Origin of the sequence: Rhodococcus sp. NPDC057014, assembly GCF_042673295.1 — a bacterium.
Taxonomy (GTDB): domain Bacteria; phylum Actinomycetota; class Actinomycetes; order Mycobacteriales; family Mycobacteriaceae; genus Rhodococcus_F.
Genome location: NZ_JBHUSF010000234.1, coordinates 1 through 14473, shown reverse-complemented (window position 1 = coordinate 14473; position 14473 = coordinate 1). Strand labels below are relative to the sequence as shown.

Sequence of the window (14473 nt, the reverse complement as noted above, 5' to 3'; positions counted from 1 at the left end):
CCGATACACTTTCCGAAACCTGCTCGCCGCCGTTTCGTACTCATCCATCCACGCGCCCAGACTTGTTCCCTCCTTGTACGGAACCGAAGCGAGAATCAGCAACCGCTGATCGATGGTTGCTAGCAACTCGTCCACCTTCTCCGCTGGAACGGGGGCTGGTTTTCCCCTGAGAAGGGACCACGCCACCAAGTTGATCGTCAAGGGATAGTCCTCCCCGAAAACTAGATGCAACCCTTTGACGGCCTCTCGCAGCCGCTCGCCGCAATCTCGTTGTGAGTCCGAACCCTCGGTGGCAGCCGCAAGTTCGAGCACCAACTCGCGAATTCCGATCAGCTGCGCAGGCACTGTCGGATCGGTCAACCGATTCGCCCTATGTCCACGCCGCCGAGCCGCATCAAGCTCCCTCACAGCTAGTACATAGGCGACTGAAAAGATGATGACGGTCACTCCAGCAACCGCCGCCCACATCCCCGTCGATGAGGGCGCGATCGACTCACCGTGCGATAGACGCACAGTCGCAGTGACGCCCAAGCCCACGACAGTCACGTAATGCCCGACGAGGATCCTGATGCCGTCGAGGTTATTCGGGGAAGAAGCTAGGAAGGTTGGGAGCGTCAACCCAAGATAGCCGGCCCAGCAACCGACCCCTACCCACCACCCGGTTGTCCCACCCTGAACGTCGACAACCATGGGCGCCCACAACACCACACCGACAGCACACGCTAACGCGACACTTCCCACAGCAACAAGACGAAGAACCTCGTCACGATAGAAAATCGGCCTTACCCGTACATCACTCACTCCCCTCCCCTTTCCTTGTGTTTGGGAACACCCAGACCGTCCCCCCGGACGTTTGTCCGCATCACACCTCGGCGCGGTTGAATTTGGCCACCACCAGGCAAAACCTAGGACTCCTTGCAGCTGTCTATATCCAGACGATCCACCACATCGGGGAGACCGCGATCGCCAGCGCGGTCCCGGAGATAAGGAAGGGGGCGAAACCGAACTCCCCCAAATTCTTCCGGCGTCCGATAAGTTTCACCCACAGCATCACCACGAGCGCGAGGACGTTCGGCAGCAACATCCCGGAGAGCACATTCATCCATCCGACCCATCCCAGGGCAGCACCCAGAATGAAACTCAAACGCACGTCGGCGAGCCCGGGGTAGCCGCGGGTGACGATCGCGAAGGCAAGGTTGAACGCGAACACCAGCATGCCGGCGAGAAGAGCGCGCCCACCTACCGCAGGATCTTGATCCACCGCCACAGCGAATGCCCCGAACATCAGACCCAGTGCAGTGGTCAACCGGATCAACGTCAACGGAAACCGCAGCGTGAGGTGATCGATCCACGCTGCCCACACGCACAGTAGGCTCAGTGCAAGCCAGGCCGTCAAGATCGCATCGCCGCCGGCGAGCAGCACGGCGCCAAACCATAATCCCGCGGTCGTAGCCGCAGGAACGATCCGCCGCCCGGTTGCCTCTGACGGAATATCGACCGCCTTACATAACCGGGCCATCATCGGCGCTATTGCCGCACTCAACGCCGCACCAACCGCAGCGCAGGCGCTTGCAGCCCACCACAGCTCTGTTGTGCCGTATTCGGCATCAAGCCACCGAACCGCGAACCACACCACCACACTCGTAACGACGACAATCCCAGCAGGCGCGTACACCGCCACCGACAAATGGCCACTGCGTTGCCCTGCCGCACTTCCAGCACCGACGGCCGGCGATTGCGGCTCCACGCTGGGACCACTGCCCGCCAGCTCGGACGTCGGTTCGGTCATCGTGGGCACTCCTCCGCAACTGTGCGACAGACATCAGGGATGGATCGACACTAGCCGTCCACCCGGACAGTCTCGGCACCACCGAGCCGATGCGGCCGCCCACCGGGAGGGTCTTCGAGAAGCCGCAGCCTCAAACTGCTGGTGCGACGGTGATCGCAGGGGCGTCGTTCTGTCCAGGTCATCACATATCACTGGGCTCGACATTGCGTCCTCCCTGTCGAACTGGAAGAGAAGCGAGTACTCGTGAATCGACGAACCACCAGCGAAATTGCTGCACTGTCCCTCATCACGACCGCCATCCTCACCGGGTGCAGCAGCACACAAGCCGAGACCTCATCCCCATCAGCCGAACCAACTGCTACTGCCACACGCGTCGAGTGGTCGGCGAACCCCACCACCGTGGGTCAAGGTCAGCCAGGAGTGACCGACCATCAGACCCGGCTATCCGAGACACCGCCGGCGACGACTACCACACTGACTACCGCTGCCGCCGCATTGCCGCCCACGAGCGCTCAGTGCGGAACCGTCACGAACAACCTGAACGGTGCGACTGCACCTGTGATCATCATCGCCGGAACCCCCAACTGCCCAACAGCACTGAGCATCAGTGATCGCTACCTCAACGACCGCACGATCGCCACACAAGGACAAGGACGATTCGCCGTCATCGACGGTTGGCACTGCAACTGGCCCTACCTACCGGACCGATCACACGCCGACTCCTACCTGCAATGCGTCGACCCCACCGGCAATGCCGTCAAGATCGGCGACTGACACAGAACACCGAGCCACACCGAACCTCGCGAAAGCCCACGCACGACGCGCCGACATCGACGATCGCACCAACGCCACCAAACGAAGGCACTATTGATTCATGGGGGCACCAGTGAAGAAGACCACACGCAACTCACGCCGGCCGCATCGGGGCCGCTCCACATCGCCCGTCCGCAGCTATGCGGAATACACCACGCGCCTCGCCGCCGGAGCGAAAAGCGTCGTCATCGACGCCGACCCGGAGAACTGGCTGGACCTCGGTCACATCCCCAACCAAGTCCAGGTCAAAATTATCGGACAAACCTGCGCCGGAATCGCCGGCGGCTCCATCGCAGCCGCCGGCCGGTGCTTCGTCCAAGCGTCCAACCACGCCAGGGTCACCGCCTACGAACATGCTCACATCGAAGCGTTCGACGACAGCACCGTCGATGCCCGCGGCAAGAGTTACGTTGTCGGCACCGACAACGCCAGAATCCGCGCAGAAGACAACGCCATCGTCTTCGCACACAGCCACTGCCACGTCCAAGCCAACGGACAAACTCTCGTCGCCGCGACCGACACCACCACCGTCCGCATGGACGGCGACGCCCACGTCCGGGCAAGTTCCGGCGTCCACATCACAGGGCCAGGTCAACACGGAAACCTGACGATCGAGTCCCACCCGATCTACCGACTCGCCAAACACCTGAACCTCTGATCCGGCTGGGGGGCGACAGTCTCTGACGGCGGGATCTCCACCATTGACGTCTGCCACCGATCGCGGGCCTGAGGCTTCGTCGCGATCTCCGCCTCGATCCGCTGCAGCTGATGGGTCGTCATCACGTCCGGATCCTGACCCGGATGCTCGGCCTTCCAATTCCGCACCAGATACCCCTGGCCGCCCCGACTCGCTGCAACACCCGCTCCGAGAGCCGCTTCCTCGTCGAACTGCGCCGTCAACTGCACCCCCGTCGCGCCCGGGTCCACGACCAGATGCTCCCGCCAGATCCGCTCCACTTCCGCGCGAATCGTCGGATCGAACTGCCCCATCGTCATGTCCTACCTGGATGATGTGTTCGATGGGTTCGCTCAACCGTCGTCGCCCCTCCCCTGTGCTGCCAGCGAAGCGTGACCTTCCCGTGCGCCCATTCGTTGGATACCAAGCGCATGAATCCTATGACGAAATTTGCGAAAGTGCTTGCAGCGCAGGTTTGTTAAAGTTCTACAACTTTGCGCTGCGACCTTCTCTCAGGCGGCGCCGGCGGCCGCCGACCGCGGCGCAGCCGGGGCCGTGATCTTCTGGTTGACCAGCATGTTGAGCGAGACACCCTGTTCCTCGGCTTCGATCGCCAGGGTCCGGTGCACCTGCGGGGAGGTGCGCACCATGAACTTGCCGCTGTAGGGACGATCCGCGATCGGAACCGGCGGTTGCTCGCCGGTCAGCGTCATGTCCTCGAGCACGCCGCGGACGACGCCGATGACACCGTCGAGTGCCTCGGCCTGCGTTTCCGCCAGCCAGGACAACGACGGGAATTCGGCGACGGCCCCGACGAACTCGCCGTCGTCTTCCGACCAGGTCACCCGATATGTGTAGTGAGATGCGTCAGCCATTGCCAGCCTCCTTCGTGAGCTTGTCGTAGGCGATGACGACCTGGCCGACCTGGTAGGGCTTCGCCTTGCCGCCGCTGCCCTTCTTCGATGGTCACTCGCGGGTCGCCCGCCCACGGCAACTTGAACACCGCGTGCGAGGTGCCACGCTGCCGCGGTTCCCCGAAGATGTCGCAGCAGAAGTTGAACAGCTCGGTATACGTCACGCTCTGCGGACTTGTCCTCATCCTCGCGATCAGTGTCGCCTGCTTCGACATGTCATGATGGTATCACCGGCGATACTACCGAGGGAGGTGTTGAGGGGCGCGAGAGAGAGGTCAGCGGCCGCCGATTCCCGCCCACCGACCCGACATTCCGCTGGCCAGGCCCACCGCAGAGCCACGTGCCGCTGTTACCCGCACCGGTGAGCGATCGGCGGGTGTCGGACCTGCTGCCTACACTGAGCCGCGAGTAGGGGAGGCAAAATGAATGTCGATCGACGACCACGCAAGGTACCCAACTATCGCGGCGAAGGCGCCAACCTGTCGCTTTCCGGTTCGGCACTCGTCATCGTCGCCGTCGCGATAGCGCTTGTCGCCGTTGTGCCGTTCGGAATTGATCATCCGATCACCTACGTTGTCGGGCCGGTCGCCGGCGTTTTCGGTGCGCTCGGCCTGTGGCGTGTCTATCGCGGCCGCCTCTTCACCGAGGTGGAGTCCCGCCTCGAACTTTTCGAGGACGGAAGATGACCGAACCCGCCGCCGGAGTTGCGAGACACCTGTCGCATGCCCGCCGGTCTCGTGACCGGTGCGGCGTGGCCGGCGACTATGGCATGAGCGCGTTCAGGTAGTCGCCGCGCAGGTCGGCCAGGGCGCGGCTTCGAGCGATTTCGGCCGCGTGCAGATCCGCAAATGTTTCGATGATGCTGGACACGCCGAGCACATCACACCCGGACGCTGCGACCAGGCTGCCGATATCGGCGGAGACCGCCGCCCCTTTCCTGATGCGTTCGACGGTGTCGTTCTGAATCCGCACTGCCTGTAGCCGGTCTCGGTACAGGGTCCGGGCGAGATGCGGTGGAGCACTGGTTTCCACACTTTGGTGTCGAGGTCGTGGATCTGTCGCTGCCAGAGTCGCCGGGCGTGGTCGGCCTCAGGGGTTGCGCCGTCTGGCTCTGCACCGATCTCGGCTCTGACGTCAGCGGCACCGAGTTCCCCGAACCTGTCCGGGCCCTATTGGATCGTGTCGGCTTGGGAACTGGTCGCAGCGTCGGCTAGTGACACCGGTGAGGTCCGGGCGACGTCTCAGTCAATCTTCCGGCGCAGCTGGTCGAGTTTCTCCGCTTTGCTGAGCCCGGTCGAGGCGGGCGCCGTGGGCAGTTCGCTCATCTCGCCGCCTTCGCACATCGTCGAACCCGATCGGTCCGCCAACCAGTCTAATCGAACACACGTTCGAGACTGAGGTATTGTAGGTGGGCCTCGTCCGGAAGGGCACTCGGGGCGCTTCACTTTCCGGCCGTTGACCTGGCGTCATCGGTGGTTCTAGGGGCACGGAGGAACAGGCGTGATGATCGGCGACAAGGTGCTGCTCCACCCGGAGGGTAAGTCCACGTTTACCGTTCGCAGCGTCGAGGAGGAGGACGCTCTGGTCGAGAGCGTCATCGACGCGCCGGGGAAGTTCCCGTTCCGGGTGCCCGTGAAGTTTCTCGTGCCTGCCGACTCCTGAATCCGTGTCATCACGGCGACAAGCGTCAAAGTCGATGGGTCGGCGGCTCGGAATCGTCAGGGTCTGGGCGTCTAGCCTGGGCACGGTTCAGGGGGCCGGATCCGCTGGCCACCGCAAATCGATGAGGGGGAACTATGGCTGTGCCCGTACTGACCGACGAGCAGCGCGCATCAGCACTCGCGAAGGCCGCCGAGGCGCGCAAGGTGCGCAGTGAGATGCTGGCCGCCGTCAAGGCCGGCAAGCTCGACGTCGCCGCGGTCCTCGAACGCGCCGAGACCGAGGAGATCGTGAAAAAGACCAAGGTACTGGCCTTGTTGAAGGCGCTGCCGCGGGTGGGCGCGGTGAAGGCCGCGAAGCTCCTCGAGGACCTCTCCATCGCGGAGAGCCGCCGTCTCGGTGGTCTCGGCGAGAACCAGCGGCAGGCCCTGATCGCGGCCGCGGCCGCCTACCCTGCCTGAGAATCAGCGCAGCGCATACGGCTCGTGGACATACGTGTCCACGAGCCGTGCTGTTGCCGCAGGCGGGTGATCGCTCCAGGACGACCGTGATGAGTGAACCCGTAGTCTTTCCACGCGTTCGGCGTGGCGCCCCAGGTTTCTCGCCGCGTGGACTCCCTCCGAGGCGAGATGTCGGAGGGACGATCTACTGTGGCTCTCGCGACGAGCAACAGGTCGCCACTCACTACCCAGACCGGTGATCCGTCACCCGTCCTGATCTGCGGGGTTCCGTGGATTGGTGTGTGGCGGCCTGTATCTCTCGAGTCGGTGCCACAGGTGGCCCCGTAGCCTTTCCTGGTGTCTGCTCCCTCCGCCGAGCATCCTCCGGTGCTGCCGTCGCTGACCACGGTGGACCCGTCGGCGGCTTCCTCAACGGCATCACCATGTTCGGCCCCGGCGCCGCGATCCCCGAGCACTTCCACAACTGCGACGAAAGCGTCCTCATCACCAAGGGCTCCGCCGTCGCACACATCGACGGTGTCGAATACCCGGTCACCGTCGGCGACAACTCGTTCATCCCCGCCGGCATCCCGCACTTCTTCCACAACACCTCCGACACGGACGAACTGCACATCTTCCGGACCTACGCCTCCGTGAACGCGAACCGCACGATCGTCGCCACCGGCGTGACCACCCGCATCGACGAGGAACACGGCACCAACCTCACCTGAGCGTCGCCAGCGTCCCCTTGTCGAGAATCGCTCAGACCTTGCTGGAGCGGGGTATTCGGGTCAATTGTGTGGCTCCCGGACCGGTCTGGACACCTCTGATTCCGGCGACCATGGACGAGGAGAAGGTCGCGGAATTCGGGAAGCAGGCCCCGTACGGTCGGGCCGCCCAGCCCGACGAGATCACCCCGTCGTACGTGTTTTTCGCGTCCGGTCTGCTGTCGTCGTACTACTCCGGCGAGGTGCTCGCTCCGTTGGGTGGGGAGACACTGCCCGGTTGACCACCGAGCGGTGGTGCCGGCCCGCGCACGCGCAACCGGCCAACCGCCCTGGGGCCGCCTCGTCGGTGTCTGCTGTGCCCCCTGGTCGGCAGAGCGGCAGCCGCGTCGGTCGACGGGCGGTTGCCGGACTAGTGATTGCGCAGTTCGTCGATGAGATCCTTCTTGTTCAGCTTCGAATAGCCTTCCAAGCCCAGTTCTTTGGCACGTTTCTTCAGCTCGTCGACCGTCCAGTCCTCGTAGGATGGGGACTTCCCGCCGGACTTTCCGACGTTCGTGCGGCCGCGGCTGGCCGCGGCGTTGGAGATGCGGGCCGCCTTCTCCTTGGAATCACCCTTTTCGCGCAGTTCCTCGTACATGTCCTGGTCTTTGAGTTGGGGCTGCGAATCCTTGCGGGCCATCTGCTGCTCCTCCCACCGAGTAGCTCGCGGCTGGGTCTATTTGTCCTGTTCGGCGTGTTCGCGTTGTTCGTGGATGCCGGCCTCGCCGCGGGCCTTCTCCGCCGCCGCTTCCTTCTCCGCAGCCTCACGCTGGGCCTCGGCCTTGTCCTGCTGCGCCTGCCCCTCCCGGGTCAGGTCGTCGCGGCCGGAGACCGCACCGGCCGCCTCCTTGGCCTTGCCCTTCACGTCTTCGACCACACCCTTGACGGCTTCGGCGGGACCTGACTTGTCGTCAACCACTGGTTCATCCCCTTTGTCGGTGAGTACGTCGCCTCTTGCTGTCCGTCGCCTACCCGTGCGCCCGATTCCCCAAACGGCGGCGAAGCCGAGGCGAGCGACCACCGGCGGGCGGCGTCTGGCAGGTAGTTTGCTCCGGAAGAACGGATCTAAAGTCCTGCCAGGTGGCCAGCCAGAGGCGTCTGCGCGCCGTCTACTGCAGATAGCAGGTCGCGGGCTGCCGGTTCGTGAGACGTTGGGACGATGAGCCCCACTACCCGTGTCCCGGAATCGGTGCTCGACGATGTCCGGGAGCGTGCGCGCACGCCGGCCGTCACGTGGCTTCGACGGGGCGCGGTCGTGCTGCTCGCACTGATCGTGGCGCTCGGTGCGGTGGGGTTGCTCGGTGTCCGCAGCGGCACGGCCCATGCGGCGGGAGGCGGGTACGCCCTCACCCTCACGTATCCGCAGGTCGCGCGCGCGGGACTGGATGTGCCGTGGGAGCTGACCGTCCGCAAGCCGGGTGGGTTCACCGAGCCGGTGGTGATCGTCGTCGACTCCGACTACTTCGACATGTTCGAGACGCAGGGGTGGACACCGGAACCCTCCGCGGAGACCAGCGATGCCTCGCGGACGTACATGACCGTCGATCCGCCACCCGGCGACACTCTCACCCTGGGTTTCGACGCCTACATTCAGCCGTCGAGTCAGCTGGGCCATTCGGGATCGGTATCGGTGTCGGAGAAGGGAGTCGACGTGGTCACCCTGGAGTTCACCACCTGGCTGGTGCCCTGATGGAGATCGTGATCCGGGCTGCGGTCCTGTTCCTGTTCCTGTGGGTGATCACCCGCGTCGTCGGACGGTCGACGGTCGGCGAACTGAGCACCTTCCAACTGGTTCTCTACATCGTCATGGGCGATCTCGTGCAGCAGGGGGTGACGCAGCAGGACTACTCCGTCACGTCCGCAGTGCTCGCGGTCGGAGTCTTCGCTCTGCTCACCCTGGCCCTCGCCTGGGCCAATGCGCGATTTCCGCGGGTGCGCGGGGTGACGCACGGTGTGCCGGTCATCATCGTGCGTGACGGGGTACCCGACTCGGACCGTCTGCGCTCGGAACGGATGTCGCTGGACGACCTGATGGCGGATGCCCGGCAGAAGGGTATCCGGCGGTTCGACGAGATCGAGCTCGCGGTGCTCGAGACCAACGGCCGGGTGTCGTTCTTCATCCGGGCCGGCGGTCCGACCGAGGGCGCGCCGGAACAACCCGGAATCACATGACGTGTCGTTGGGTCCTCGTGTGTGAAATGGGCGACCGGCCGTGGGCTCGAGACCGTCGCCCGTTGAGTGCTGAAATGGCCCCACCTTCCTCGCCCCCGGTTTCACCGGAGAGGGCTGCGGCAGTTGCAACTCCTGCGGCTCGTCATCACCAGCCACCCACTCACTTGAAGCGTGGTCGGCGACCGGCGCTTCATGATCCTCACCGCGTAGCTACGGAAAATCCGGGCACCCGCATGCAACATCCGTCCGCTCGACCGCAGAGCAGGCCGCACTCAACGGAGGACCGTCTCCATGACCGCTCGACTCCTCCGGACTCCGCCCGGACCTCGGGGCTGTCCGAGCACGAACCGCGCACCAGCTGGTCGTTTCCCCATCGGCATCGCCACCATGGTGGTCATCGGGGATCGTCGCGGTGTCGGTGGCGAGCACGGTCCTGCTTGTGCTCGACATCGCCGGAGTCTTCGACGGAAGCCCTCTAGTAGTGATGAGATCGCCCCCATGCTCCCGGCAGCACACGGCGGACAGGGCCGTGATACTGCCGGAGGGGATCTCCCACGGGCGATGCCCGGCCTACTGTTGAGCCGTACCGAGTTATTGCACGGCACTGCAGGTAACGGCGCACGACGACCCTCCCACGGAGGCAAATATGTGCACGCCGTGCACTGGCCCGATCCTCAGGGCCGGTCGTGGAACGACATGGAAACCGTGTGCGGCCGATCGACGCGAGGAATGGCGCAGCCAGGCGCACCTCGACCCGACGCAGTGGCCGTTGCCGAAGTGGACGAGCAAGATATGCCTGGTGTGCGCGGCCAAAACGTAGAGCACCCTCTGCGTGCGCTGTCTGCGGTACTGACCTGCATCGTTGCCACCTCGATCCTCGACGGTCTGCCGCAAATGGCCGGGCGTGACACCCTGTGACGAGAACACGCCCGCCGAATACTGGGAGGACCCGCGACGCATGACCACTTGGCCCCTCTGGATCGGCGCCCTGCTAGTCGTCGGCGGCTCGGCCGCCCAACTCACCCATCAGACAGCTGCCGCCCGCGCCCTGTGGGTACTCGCCGTGCTCGCCTTCGTCACCACCGCAGTGGGGGCTGTGATCGTGTCCGAACTCTCGCTGCCGCTGCTGCTGATCCTTGTGGTCGCGATCGCGGGAACCGTCGCCCTGGTCGCGCTCACTCGGGAGCCGGAAAAGTCGACAACCGCGCGACGGGGTACTCAGTGATCGCCGAGTTCGCTCTTGGATCGGATGGTGGGCGAACCGCTTTGAACGAAGACCGTCCAAATGTGTTGGGTACGGCGCCGGAGAACCTCACCAACGCCCGCTCTGCGCCCCGGCCGCCTCCCGACCCACCCCAGTGGGAGCCTCAAATCTGTGTCTCACAACCTTGGGATGTGAGACGTGGGTTCGAATTCGGACTGAGGTCGGGGGATTCGGTTCGGCGTTCGCGAATCTAACAGCCTCGGCGTTAGCAATGTGCTGCGCGGTGCATCGTTGCGCCAGGATGACTAGTAGCCGATCGACGGCAGCCACGCGCCCTGGGGCTCGTTGTAGAGCCCGATCGTCATCAGCGTCGACTGCTGGACGATCTTCAGTCCTGCAGCGAAGCACCAGGCCATGAGTCGCGTATTGCGTGAGGGCACGAGGAACCCGAGGCCGGTGAACTCGTCGGCACCGGCCAACAGCGCGATGACGTCGTCGTCGGCCTTGCCGACCGCATGGCAGGTGTAGCCGAAACCCGTCGCATAGCCAGTGATCCGGCCGCCACGCTCGACCACCCGGGCAGTGCCGGCATTGACCCAAAACTGCAGCTCGCCGTGGCGGTCGTGGCCGTGCACCTGCCGGCAGATCTCGTCGCAGGCAGCGATATCGTCCGATGTCGCCGGACGCACAACTACGCCGGGAACCGCGGACCCGCGTGGCGTTCCCTGGAAGACCGACAACAGCTCACGCACAGCGAAGCCCAGCTTGGCGTACAGGGAGAACGATCGGTAGTTGTACGCCGTCTGTACCAGTCGCACGCCAGCGACGTCACGCGCCTCCGACCGCTGAAGCAGTGCATTCATCAACGCATGACCCGCCCCCGCGTCCGACGCCGCAGGATCAACGGCGACGGGACCTATGCCGACGATCTTGCCGCGCTCGTCCTGTAACGCGGTGCCGACGATGTGGCCGCCGCGCTCGGCGATCAGACCGTAGATGCCATCGGTGGCCAGCATCGCCTTGATCTGGAAGTCGGCGAATTCGGGCGTGCCCGCTTCGATCGGAAAGTTGTGGTGCGTGGCGAGCGCCTCGAAAGCGTCGAACATGATGCGCCCACACATCTGGGCATCGTCGGGCCTCACCTCGCGGATCTGCAGCTCGGTCATTCATCTATTGTCGTGCTTGCGCAACCGACGGTTGTCCCAAATCGGATCCTCGATGGGGAAGTATCCAGGAAGTTGATGTGGCACGGACGCTGCGACGACTCGGGGCGATACCTTGACCATGAGGGTGAGGAAAGCCGCGATGGGTACCCGTGCTCTTGCCGCGATCGCAACCGTGGGCCCGGGTCCTCGGACTCAACCCGGCGCACCAGGATCTAGTCGTAGATGACGGCAAGTCCCCGACGCTCGAGGTCAGCCAACCCGCTCCGCATCGCCTGAAGCTGTTCAGGTGAATGCCCCACCCAATCCGTGATCTCGCCAACTATTCGCACGGGCTCCCGGGTGCGGTAGGAGCGAGTCGGATTTCCGGGAAACCTCTTGTCCGTCACATTCGGGTCGTCCTCCAGTGTGCCTTCCGGTTCCACAATGAAGATGCGGCACCGACCCTGGCCTGTAGCGAGCTCAGCTCCCCACACTGCGGCATCCAAGGTGTGCGTCATATAGACGTGGTTCGAGAGGCGTCCTTCGGCGTAGTTCGACCGGTACCCGGGCAGCAGTAGATCTCCCACCGATAGGTCGGCCTTCGTGCCGTGCAGGAGCGCACCCGACTCGTGCACTTCGAAAGGTTTCGGCGTACTCATCACAACAACCCCCATTTGTAGTCGGTCGGAAGATTGTGCAGCACGGCAGGGGCCTTGCCGCAAGACCCGCCCTCTGCCATATGGTGAGAGGGGGAGGAAGCCTCGGGAGTTTCGGCCACAGGCGCCCTGCCTACCTCCTCGACGCTGACCGCGAACCCCGATTCCAGGGCCCGTGCCCGGCCAGATACGGAAGTCACCTAGCCACTCGTGCAGCCCGAAAAGCCGTCACCCGGACGATCACTCACAGAGGGCGGGATGTGACCGGGTTGCTTACACCGATCCACGGCGCTCTCTCCTGTCTCTGGCCCACTCCTCGATGAACCGTGCAGCGTCCATCAGCTCCACCGAGTCCTCACCCCACTCACGTTTGAGCTCGGACACCGTGACCTCGCGTTCTTGATAACGCACCAGGAAGTCGCACAGCCCGTGCCCATGCATCGCCCCCAGCCGAACATACTTCGCGACCACGACCGTCTCGACGATCTGCCCGCTCGGGCGCCGAATGCGGAACAGTCCGGGCGTGTCCACTGGGATGCAAGCGATTCGATCCACACCGTCATTGTTCCCCCACACCAGTCGGCCGGGCCGAATACCTTCCCGCCGACGGGGACGCACGCCAAGTCTCCGCAGGTTCCATAGCCGTCCCGTGGCGGTGTCGATCGCCTCACCGCGTGACCGGACTCTCTCCCGCGCTGACAGCGTCGCGCTGCCATACTGTGAGGCGCACTGGTCACCAGTTCGTTCGTGTCTCAGATCGAATGTCAATGGACAGTTAGGGGCTCAGGTTGACCGCATGGACGGTCGACGGGGTTGCTCCGCGCGGAAACAGGTGAAACGACAGGCTCTCCGGATCCGCTGGGCAGCGAAAACACAGGTGATGATCGTCGAACCAGGCGAACCATTCCTCCCACGAAATGTGCTCGAAATAGTGACCCGACCGGGCCCCGAGGAAGTCGACGAGCAGCACCTGTGCCGAGCAGACCGCCGCCGGGTCCGGCACCCGGGCCGGGGCACCGCGATGCAGTTGGATCCACCGACGGATCTCGTCGTGGTCGATGGTGTCACACACCCGCATACTCATCGGTTGCCTCCACGTGTCGTTCCCCCGGGGCCGACCTGCGCGAGCGCGTCCTTCCCGGAGATGGTGCCGAGCACCTGGTGGTCGAGTGCCCCGTCGGACGGGGCGGAAACGGCGATCCGGCGAAGACCGCCATCGCGGTGGCCACACCCGTCGTCGCGTCAAGTCCGAGTGCGCAGGACGGTCCGGGCGGGCCGGAAATGAGCGGAGGGATAGTGACGTTGTCCCCTATCGAGGCGGTTGCTGTCAGCAGATGCTGAAGGGTGTCCAAACAGCGCTTTGCGGCAACAAACTGGGACGCTATGGACTCTCACCCTGGACCGGTGTCGACGAGCACCGCCACGGACGGGCCTCTCACCACGCGGGAGTGCCTGGATTTCCTGCGGTCGGTCCCCGTCGGGCGGCTGCTCTACACCGAGGACGCCCTGCCCGCGGTGCGGCCGGTGACCTTCGCCTGCCCGGACGGGCAGATCGTCATCCCGACCGGAGACAATCCGTGGTTCACCCGCTTCGAGGGCACCGTCCTCGCCTTCGAGGCCGGTGCCATCGACGCGTCGACGCGCTCGGGTTGGTCGGTGCTCGCGATCGGCCGCGCCCGACTGTTCGCCGGCACGGCCGGTCTCGACGGGTTCGACGATCCCACCCGTTCCCCGTGGAGCGGCTCTGCCGGCGATTGTTATCTCCTCATCGACATCGGATCGCTCAGCGGCCACCGCACCACCCTGCTCCGCCCCCGAGGCGATCACCGCTGACGACTTCGGTGCCGTGCAGAGAGCGAGCGAGTGAGTGAGTGAGTGAGTGAGTGAGTGAGCCCACGACAGCGGGAGTCGAACTCGAGGTGCAGGGGCAGACACCCGGTATCGAGCCGCAGGTAATCGGCCGGTTCCGGTGCCGATCGGTGAACGGCGGACTAATTCAAGGGCGGGCGGGTTGGGTGATCAACGGCTGTAGGCGACCAGGGTGGTCCACATCGTCTGCACCGGGACGTCGTGCTGGTCGAGCATGATCGTCTTCGTGACCAAGATGTCGTTGCCGGCGGCGTGGCGGAATGAATCGAGGAAAACGTCGCAGATCAGGCGGTCGCCCACCGTGATGGGGCGGTGGAACTGCAGGCGTTGATCGGTGTGCAGGATCTCGGCGGGGTCGTAGCCGGTGAG

The 14473-nt window shown here is 64.5% G+C and carries 22 protein-coding genes and 1 pseudogene; 11 read left to right on the top strand and 12 right to left on the bottom strand.

Features of this window, described 5'->3' with window-relative positions; genetic code table 11:
- A partial coding sequence (locus tag ACFTZB_RS32550) for a hypothetical protein (RefSeq protein WP_378437924.1) occupies positions 1–801 on the bottom strand: 801 nt, incomplete at its 3' end.
- 124 nt (positions 802–925) lie between these two features.
- Positions 926–1789, bottom strand: a complete 864-nt coding sequence (locus ACFTZB_RS32545; protein ID WP_378437922.1) for a hypothetical protein — start codon at positions 1787–1789, stop codon at positions 926–928.
- Positions 1790–2209: 420 nt separating this feature from the next.
- On the opposite strand from ACFTZB_RS32545, the gene ACFTZB_RS32540 reads away from it, so the two are divergent.
- Together ACFTZB_RS32540 and ACFTZB_RS32535 are read left to right on the top strand one after the other, a co-directional pair.
- A complete protein-coding gene (locus tag ACFTZB_RS32540; RefSeq protein ID WP_378437920.1) occupies positions 2210–2563 on the top strand; it encodes a hypothetical protein in 354 nt (117 codons plus the stop codon).
- A gap of 100 nt (positions 2564–2663) precedes the next feature.
- Positions 2664–3260: a hypothetical protein gene (locus tag ACFTZB_RS32535; RefSeq protein WP_378437918.1), complete on the top strand. Its 597-nt coding sequence runs from the start codon at positions 2664–2666 to the stop codon at positions 3258–3260.
- On the opposite strand, the gene ACFTZB_RS32530 is transcribed toward ACFTZB_RS32535, so the two are convergent.
- Positions 3230–3592: a hypothetical protein gene (locus ACFTZB_RS32530; RefSeq protein ID WP_378437915.1), complete on the bottom strand. Its 363-nt coding sequence runs from the start codon at positions 3590–3592 to the stop codon at positions 3230–3232. The two genes, ACFTZB_RS32535 and ACFTZB_RS32530, sit on opposite strands and share 31 nt — an antisense overlap.
- 198 nt (positions 3593–3790) lie before the next feature.
- Positions 3791–4153 (bottom strand): type II toxin-antitoxin system HicB family antitoxin, encoded by a 363-nt coding sequence (locus ACFTZB_RS32525; RefSeq protein WP_378437912.1) that lies wholly within the window; start codon positions 4151–4153, stop codon positions 3791–3793.
- Positions 4154–4614: 461 nt separating this feature from the next.
- On the opposite strand from ACFTZB_RS32525, the gene ACFTZB_RS32520 reads away from it, so the two are divergent.
- On the top strand, positions 4615–4878 hold the full coding sequence (locus tag ACFTZB_RS32520; RefSeq protein WP_378437910.1) for a hypothetical protein: 264 nt from the start codon (positions 4615–4617) through the stop codon (positions 4876–4878).
- Between the two features lie 76 nt (positions 4879–4954).
- On the opposite strand, the gene ACFTZB_RS32515 is transcribed toward ACFTZB_RS32520, so the two are convergent.
- Positions 4955–5164, bottom strand: a complete 210-nt coding sequence (locus tag ACFTZB_RS32515; RefSeq protein ID WP_378437908.1) for a hypothetical protein — start codon at positions 5162–5164, stop codon at positions 4955–4957.
- A gap of 531 nt (positions 5165–5695) precedes the next feature.
- On the opposite strand from ACFTZB_RS32515, the gene ACFTZB_RS32510 reads away from it, so the two are divergent.
- The 4 genes and pseudogenes from ACFTZB_RS32510 to ACFTZB_RS32495 form a co-directional block, all read left to right on the top strand.
- Positions 5696–5854, top strand: a complete 159-nt coding sequence (locus ACFTZB_RS32510) for a hypothetical protein (RefSeq protein WP_378437906.1) — start codon at positions 5696–5698, stop codon at positions 5852–5854.
- Positions 5855–5988: 134 nt separating this feature from the next.
- The gene (mihF, locus tag ACFTZB_RS32505; protein ID WP_378437904.1) at positions 5989–6312 is read left to right on the top strand and encodes an integration host factor, actinobacterial type; all 324 of its coding nucleotides are present in this window, start codon (positions 5989–5991) and stop codon (positions 6310–6312) included.
- 422 nt (positions 6313–6734) lie between these two features.
- On the top strand, positions 6735–7022 hold the full coding sequence (locus ACFTZB_RS32500; RefSeq protein WP_378437902.1) for a cupin domain-containing protein: 288 nt from the start codon (positions 6735–6737) through the stop codon (positions 7020–7022).
- A 26-nt stretch (positions 7023–7048) separates the two neighbouring features.
- Positions 7049–7300, top strand: a pseudogene (locus tag ACFTZB_RS32495) (SDR family oxidoreductase); the annotation flags it as partial.
- A 128-nt stretch (positions 7301–7428) separates the two neighbouring features.
- Here the strand turns inward: ACFTZB_RS32495 and ACFTZB_RS32490 are convergent.
- Together ACFTZB_RS32490 and ACFTZB_RS32485 are read right to left on the bottom strand one after the other, a co-directional pair.
- On the bottom strand, positions 7429–7698 hold the full coding sequence (locus ACFTZB_RS32490; protein ID WP_378437900.1) for a Rho termination factor N-terminal domain-containing protein: 270 nt from the start codon (positions 7696–7698) through the stop codon (positions 7429–7431).
- Between the two features lie 36 nt (positions 7699–7734).
- Complete coding sequence (locus ACFTZB_RS32485; RefSeq protein ID WP_378437898.1) at positions 7735–7977, bottom strand: CsbD family protein; 243 nt, start codon at positions 7975–7977, stop codon at positions 7735–7737.
- 240 nt (positions 7978–8217) lie between these two features.
- Between ACFTZB_RS32485 and ACFTZB_RS32480 the strand changes: the two genes are divergently transcribed.
- The 3 genes from ACFTZB_RS32480 (at position 8218) to ACFTZB_RS32470 (ending at position 10455) form a co-directional block, all read left to right on the top strand.
- Positions 8218–8748, top strand: a complete 531-nt coding sequence (locus ACFTZB_RS32480; protein WP_378437896.1) for a hypothetical protein — start codon at positions 8218–8220, stop codon at positions 8746–8748.
- Entirely contained in the window at positions 8748–9230 is a 483-nt protein-coding gene (locus tag ACFTZB_RS32475; protein ID WP_378437894.1) for a DUF421 domain-containing protein, read from the top strand. Before ACFTZB_RS32480 ends, ACFTZB_RS32475 begins: the two co-directional genes overlap by 1 nt.
- A 958-nt stretch (positions 9231–10188) precedes the next feature.
- Positions 10189–10455, top strand: a complete 267-nt coding sequence (locus ACFTZB_RS32470) for a hypothetical protein (RefSeq protein WP_378437892.1) — start codon at positions 10189–10191, stop codon at positions 10453–10455.
- A 284-nt stretch (positions 10456–10739) separates the two neighbouring features.
- On the opposite strand, the gene ACFTZB_RS32465 is transcribed toward ACFTZB_RS32470, so the two are convergent.
- From ACFTZB_RS32465 to ACFTZB_RS32450, 4 genes are all read right to left on the bottom strand, one after another.
- Positions 10740–11600 carry a GNAT family N-acetyltransferase gene (locus tag ACFTZB_RS32465; protein ID WP_378437890.1) on the bottom strand — a complete coding sequence of 287 codons (861 nt, stop codon included), beginning with the start codon at positions 11598–11600 and terminating at the stop codon, positions 10740–10742.
- Between the two features lie 212 nt (positions 11601–11812).
- A complete protein-coding gene (arr, locus tag ACFTZB_RS32460) occupies positions 11813–12253 on the bottom strand; it encodes an NAD(+)--rifampin ADP-ribosyltransferase (protein WP_378437888.1) in 441 nt (146 codons plus the stop codon).
- 255 nt (positions 12254–12508) lie between these two features.
- Positions 12509–12790: a hypothetical protein gene (locus tag ACFTZB_RS32455; RefSeq protein ID WP_378437886.1), complete on the bottom strand. Its 282-nt coding sequence runs from the start codon at positions 12788–12790 to the stop codon at positions 12509–12511.
- A gap of 220 nt (positions 12791–13010) precedes the next feature.
- On the bottom strand, positions 13011–13319 hold the full coding sequence (locus tag ACFTZB_RS32450; RefSeq protein ID WP_378437884.1) for a hypothetical protein: 309 nt from the start codon (positions 13317–13319) through the stop codon (positions 13011–13013).
- A gap of 299 nt (positions 13320–13618) precedes the next feature.
- Between ACFTZB_RS32450 and ACFTZB_RS32445 the strand changes: the two genes are divergently transcribed.
- A complete protein-coding gene (locus tag ACFTZB_RS32445; protein ID WP_378437882.1) occupies positions 13619–14068 on the top strand; it encodes a pyridoxamine 5'-phosphate oxidase family protein in 450 nt (149 codons plus the stop codon).
- Positions 14069–14254: 186 nt separating this feature from the next.
- Here ACFTZB_RS32445 and ACFTZB_RS32440 read toward each other — a convergent pair.
- The coding region (locus ACFTZB_RS32440) for a MaoC family dehydratase N-terminal domain-containing protein (RefSeq protein WP_378437880.1) at positions 14255–14473 on the bottom strand (219 nt) is incomplete at its 5' end.

What these genes read in the sequence shown, in the direction of transcription:
- ACFTZB_RS32465 (WP_378437890.1), bottom strand. Translation starts at nt 11,600, where the DNA reads ATGACCGAGCTGCAGATCCGCGAGGTGAGGCCCGACGATGCCCAGATG.
- ACFTZB_RS32480 (WP_378437896.1), top strand. Translation starts at nt 8,218, where the DNA reads ATGAGCCCCACTACCCGTGTCCCGGAATCGGTGCTCGACGATGTCCGG.
- ACFTZB_RS32510 (WP_378437906.1), top strand. Translation starts at nt 5,696, where the DNA reads ATGATCGGCGACAAGGTGCTGCTCCACCCGGAGGGTAAGTCCACGTTT.
- ACFTZB_RS32525 (WP_378437912.1), bottom strand. Translation starts at nt 4,153, where the DNA reads ATGGCTGACGCATCTCACTACACATATCGGGTGACCTGGTCGGAAGAC.
- ACFTZB_RS32445 (WP_378437882.1), top strand. Translation starts at nt 13,619, where the DNA reads ATGGACTCTCACCCTGGACCGGTGTCGACGAGCACCGCCACGGACGGG.
- ACFTZB_RS32470 (WP_378437892.1), top strand. Translation starts at nt 10,189, where the DNA reads ATGACCACTTGGCCCCTCTGGATCGGCGCCCTGCTAGTCGTCGGCGGC.
- ACFTZB_RS32520 (WP_378437910.1), top strand. Translation starts at nt 4,615, where the DNA reads ATGAATGTCGATCGACGACCACGCAAGGTACCCAACTATCGCGGCGAA.
- ACFTZB_RS32475 (WP_378437894.1), top strand. Translation starts at nt 8,748, where the DNA reads ATGGAGATCGTGATCCGGGCTGCGGTCCTGTTCCTGTTCCTGTGGGTG.
- mihF (WP_378437904.1), top strand. Translation starts at nt 5,989, where the DNA reads ATGGCTGTGCCCGTACTGACCGACGAGCAGCGCGCATCAGCACTCGCG.
- ACFTZB_RS32490 (WP_378437900.1), bottom strand. Translation starts at nt 7,698, where the DNA reads ATGGCCCGCAAGGATTCGCAGCCCCAACTCAAAGACCAGGACATGTAC.
- arr (WP_378437888.1), bottom strand. Translation starts at nt 12,253, where the DNA reads ATGGGGGTTGTTGTGATGAGTACGCCGAAACCTTTCGAAGTGCACGAG.
- ACFTZB_RS32545 (WP_378437922.1), bottom strand. Translation starts at nt 1,789, where the DNA reads ATGACCGAACCGACGTCCGAGCTGGCGGGCAGTGGTCCCAGCGTGGAG.
- ACFTZB_RS32500 (WP_378437902.1), top strand. Translation starts at nt 6,735, where the DNA reads ATGTTCGGCCCCGGCGCCGCGATCCCCGAGCACTTCCACAACTGCGAC.
- ACFTZB_RS32530 (WP_378437915.1), bottom strand. Translation starts at nt 3,592, where the DNA reads ATGGGGCAGTTCGATCCGACGATTCGCGCGGAAGTGGAGCGGATCTGG.
- ACFTZB_RS32535 (WP_378437918.1), top strand. Translation starts at nt 2,664, where the DNA reads ATGGGGGCACCAGTGAAGAAGACCACACGCAACTCACGCCGGCCGCAT.
- ACFTZB_RS32450 (WP_378437884.1), bottom strand. Translation starts at nt 13,319, where the DNA reads ATGAGTATGCGGGTGTGTGACACCATCGACCACGACGAGATCCGTCGG.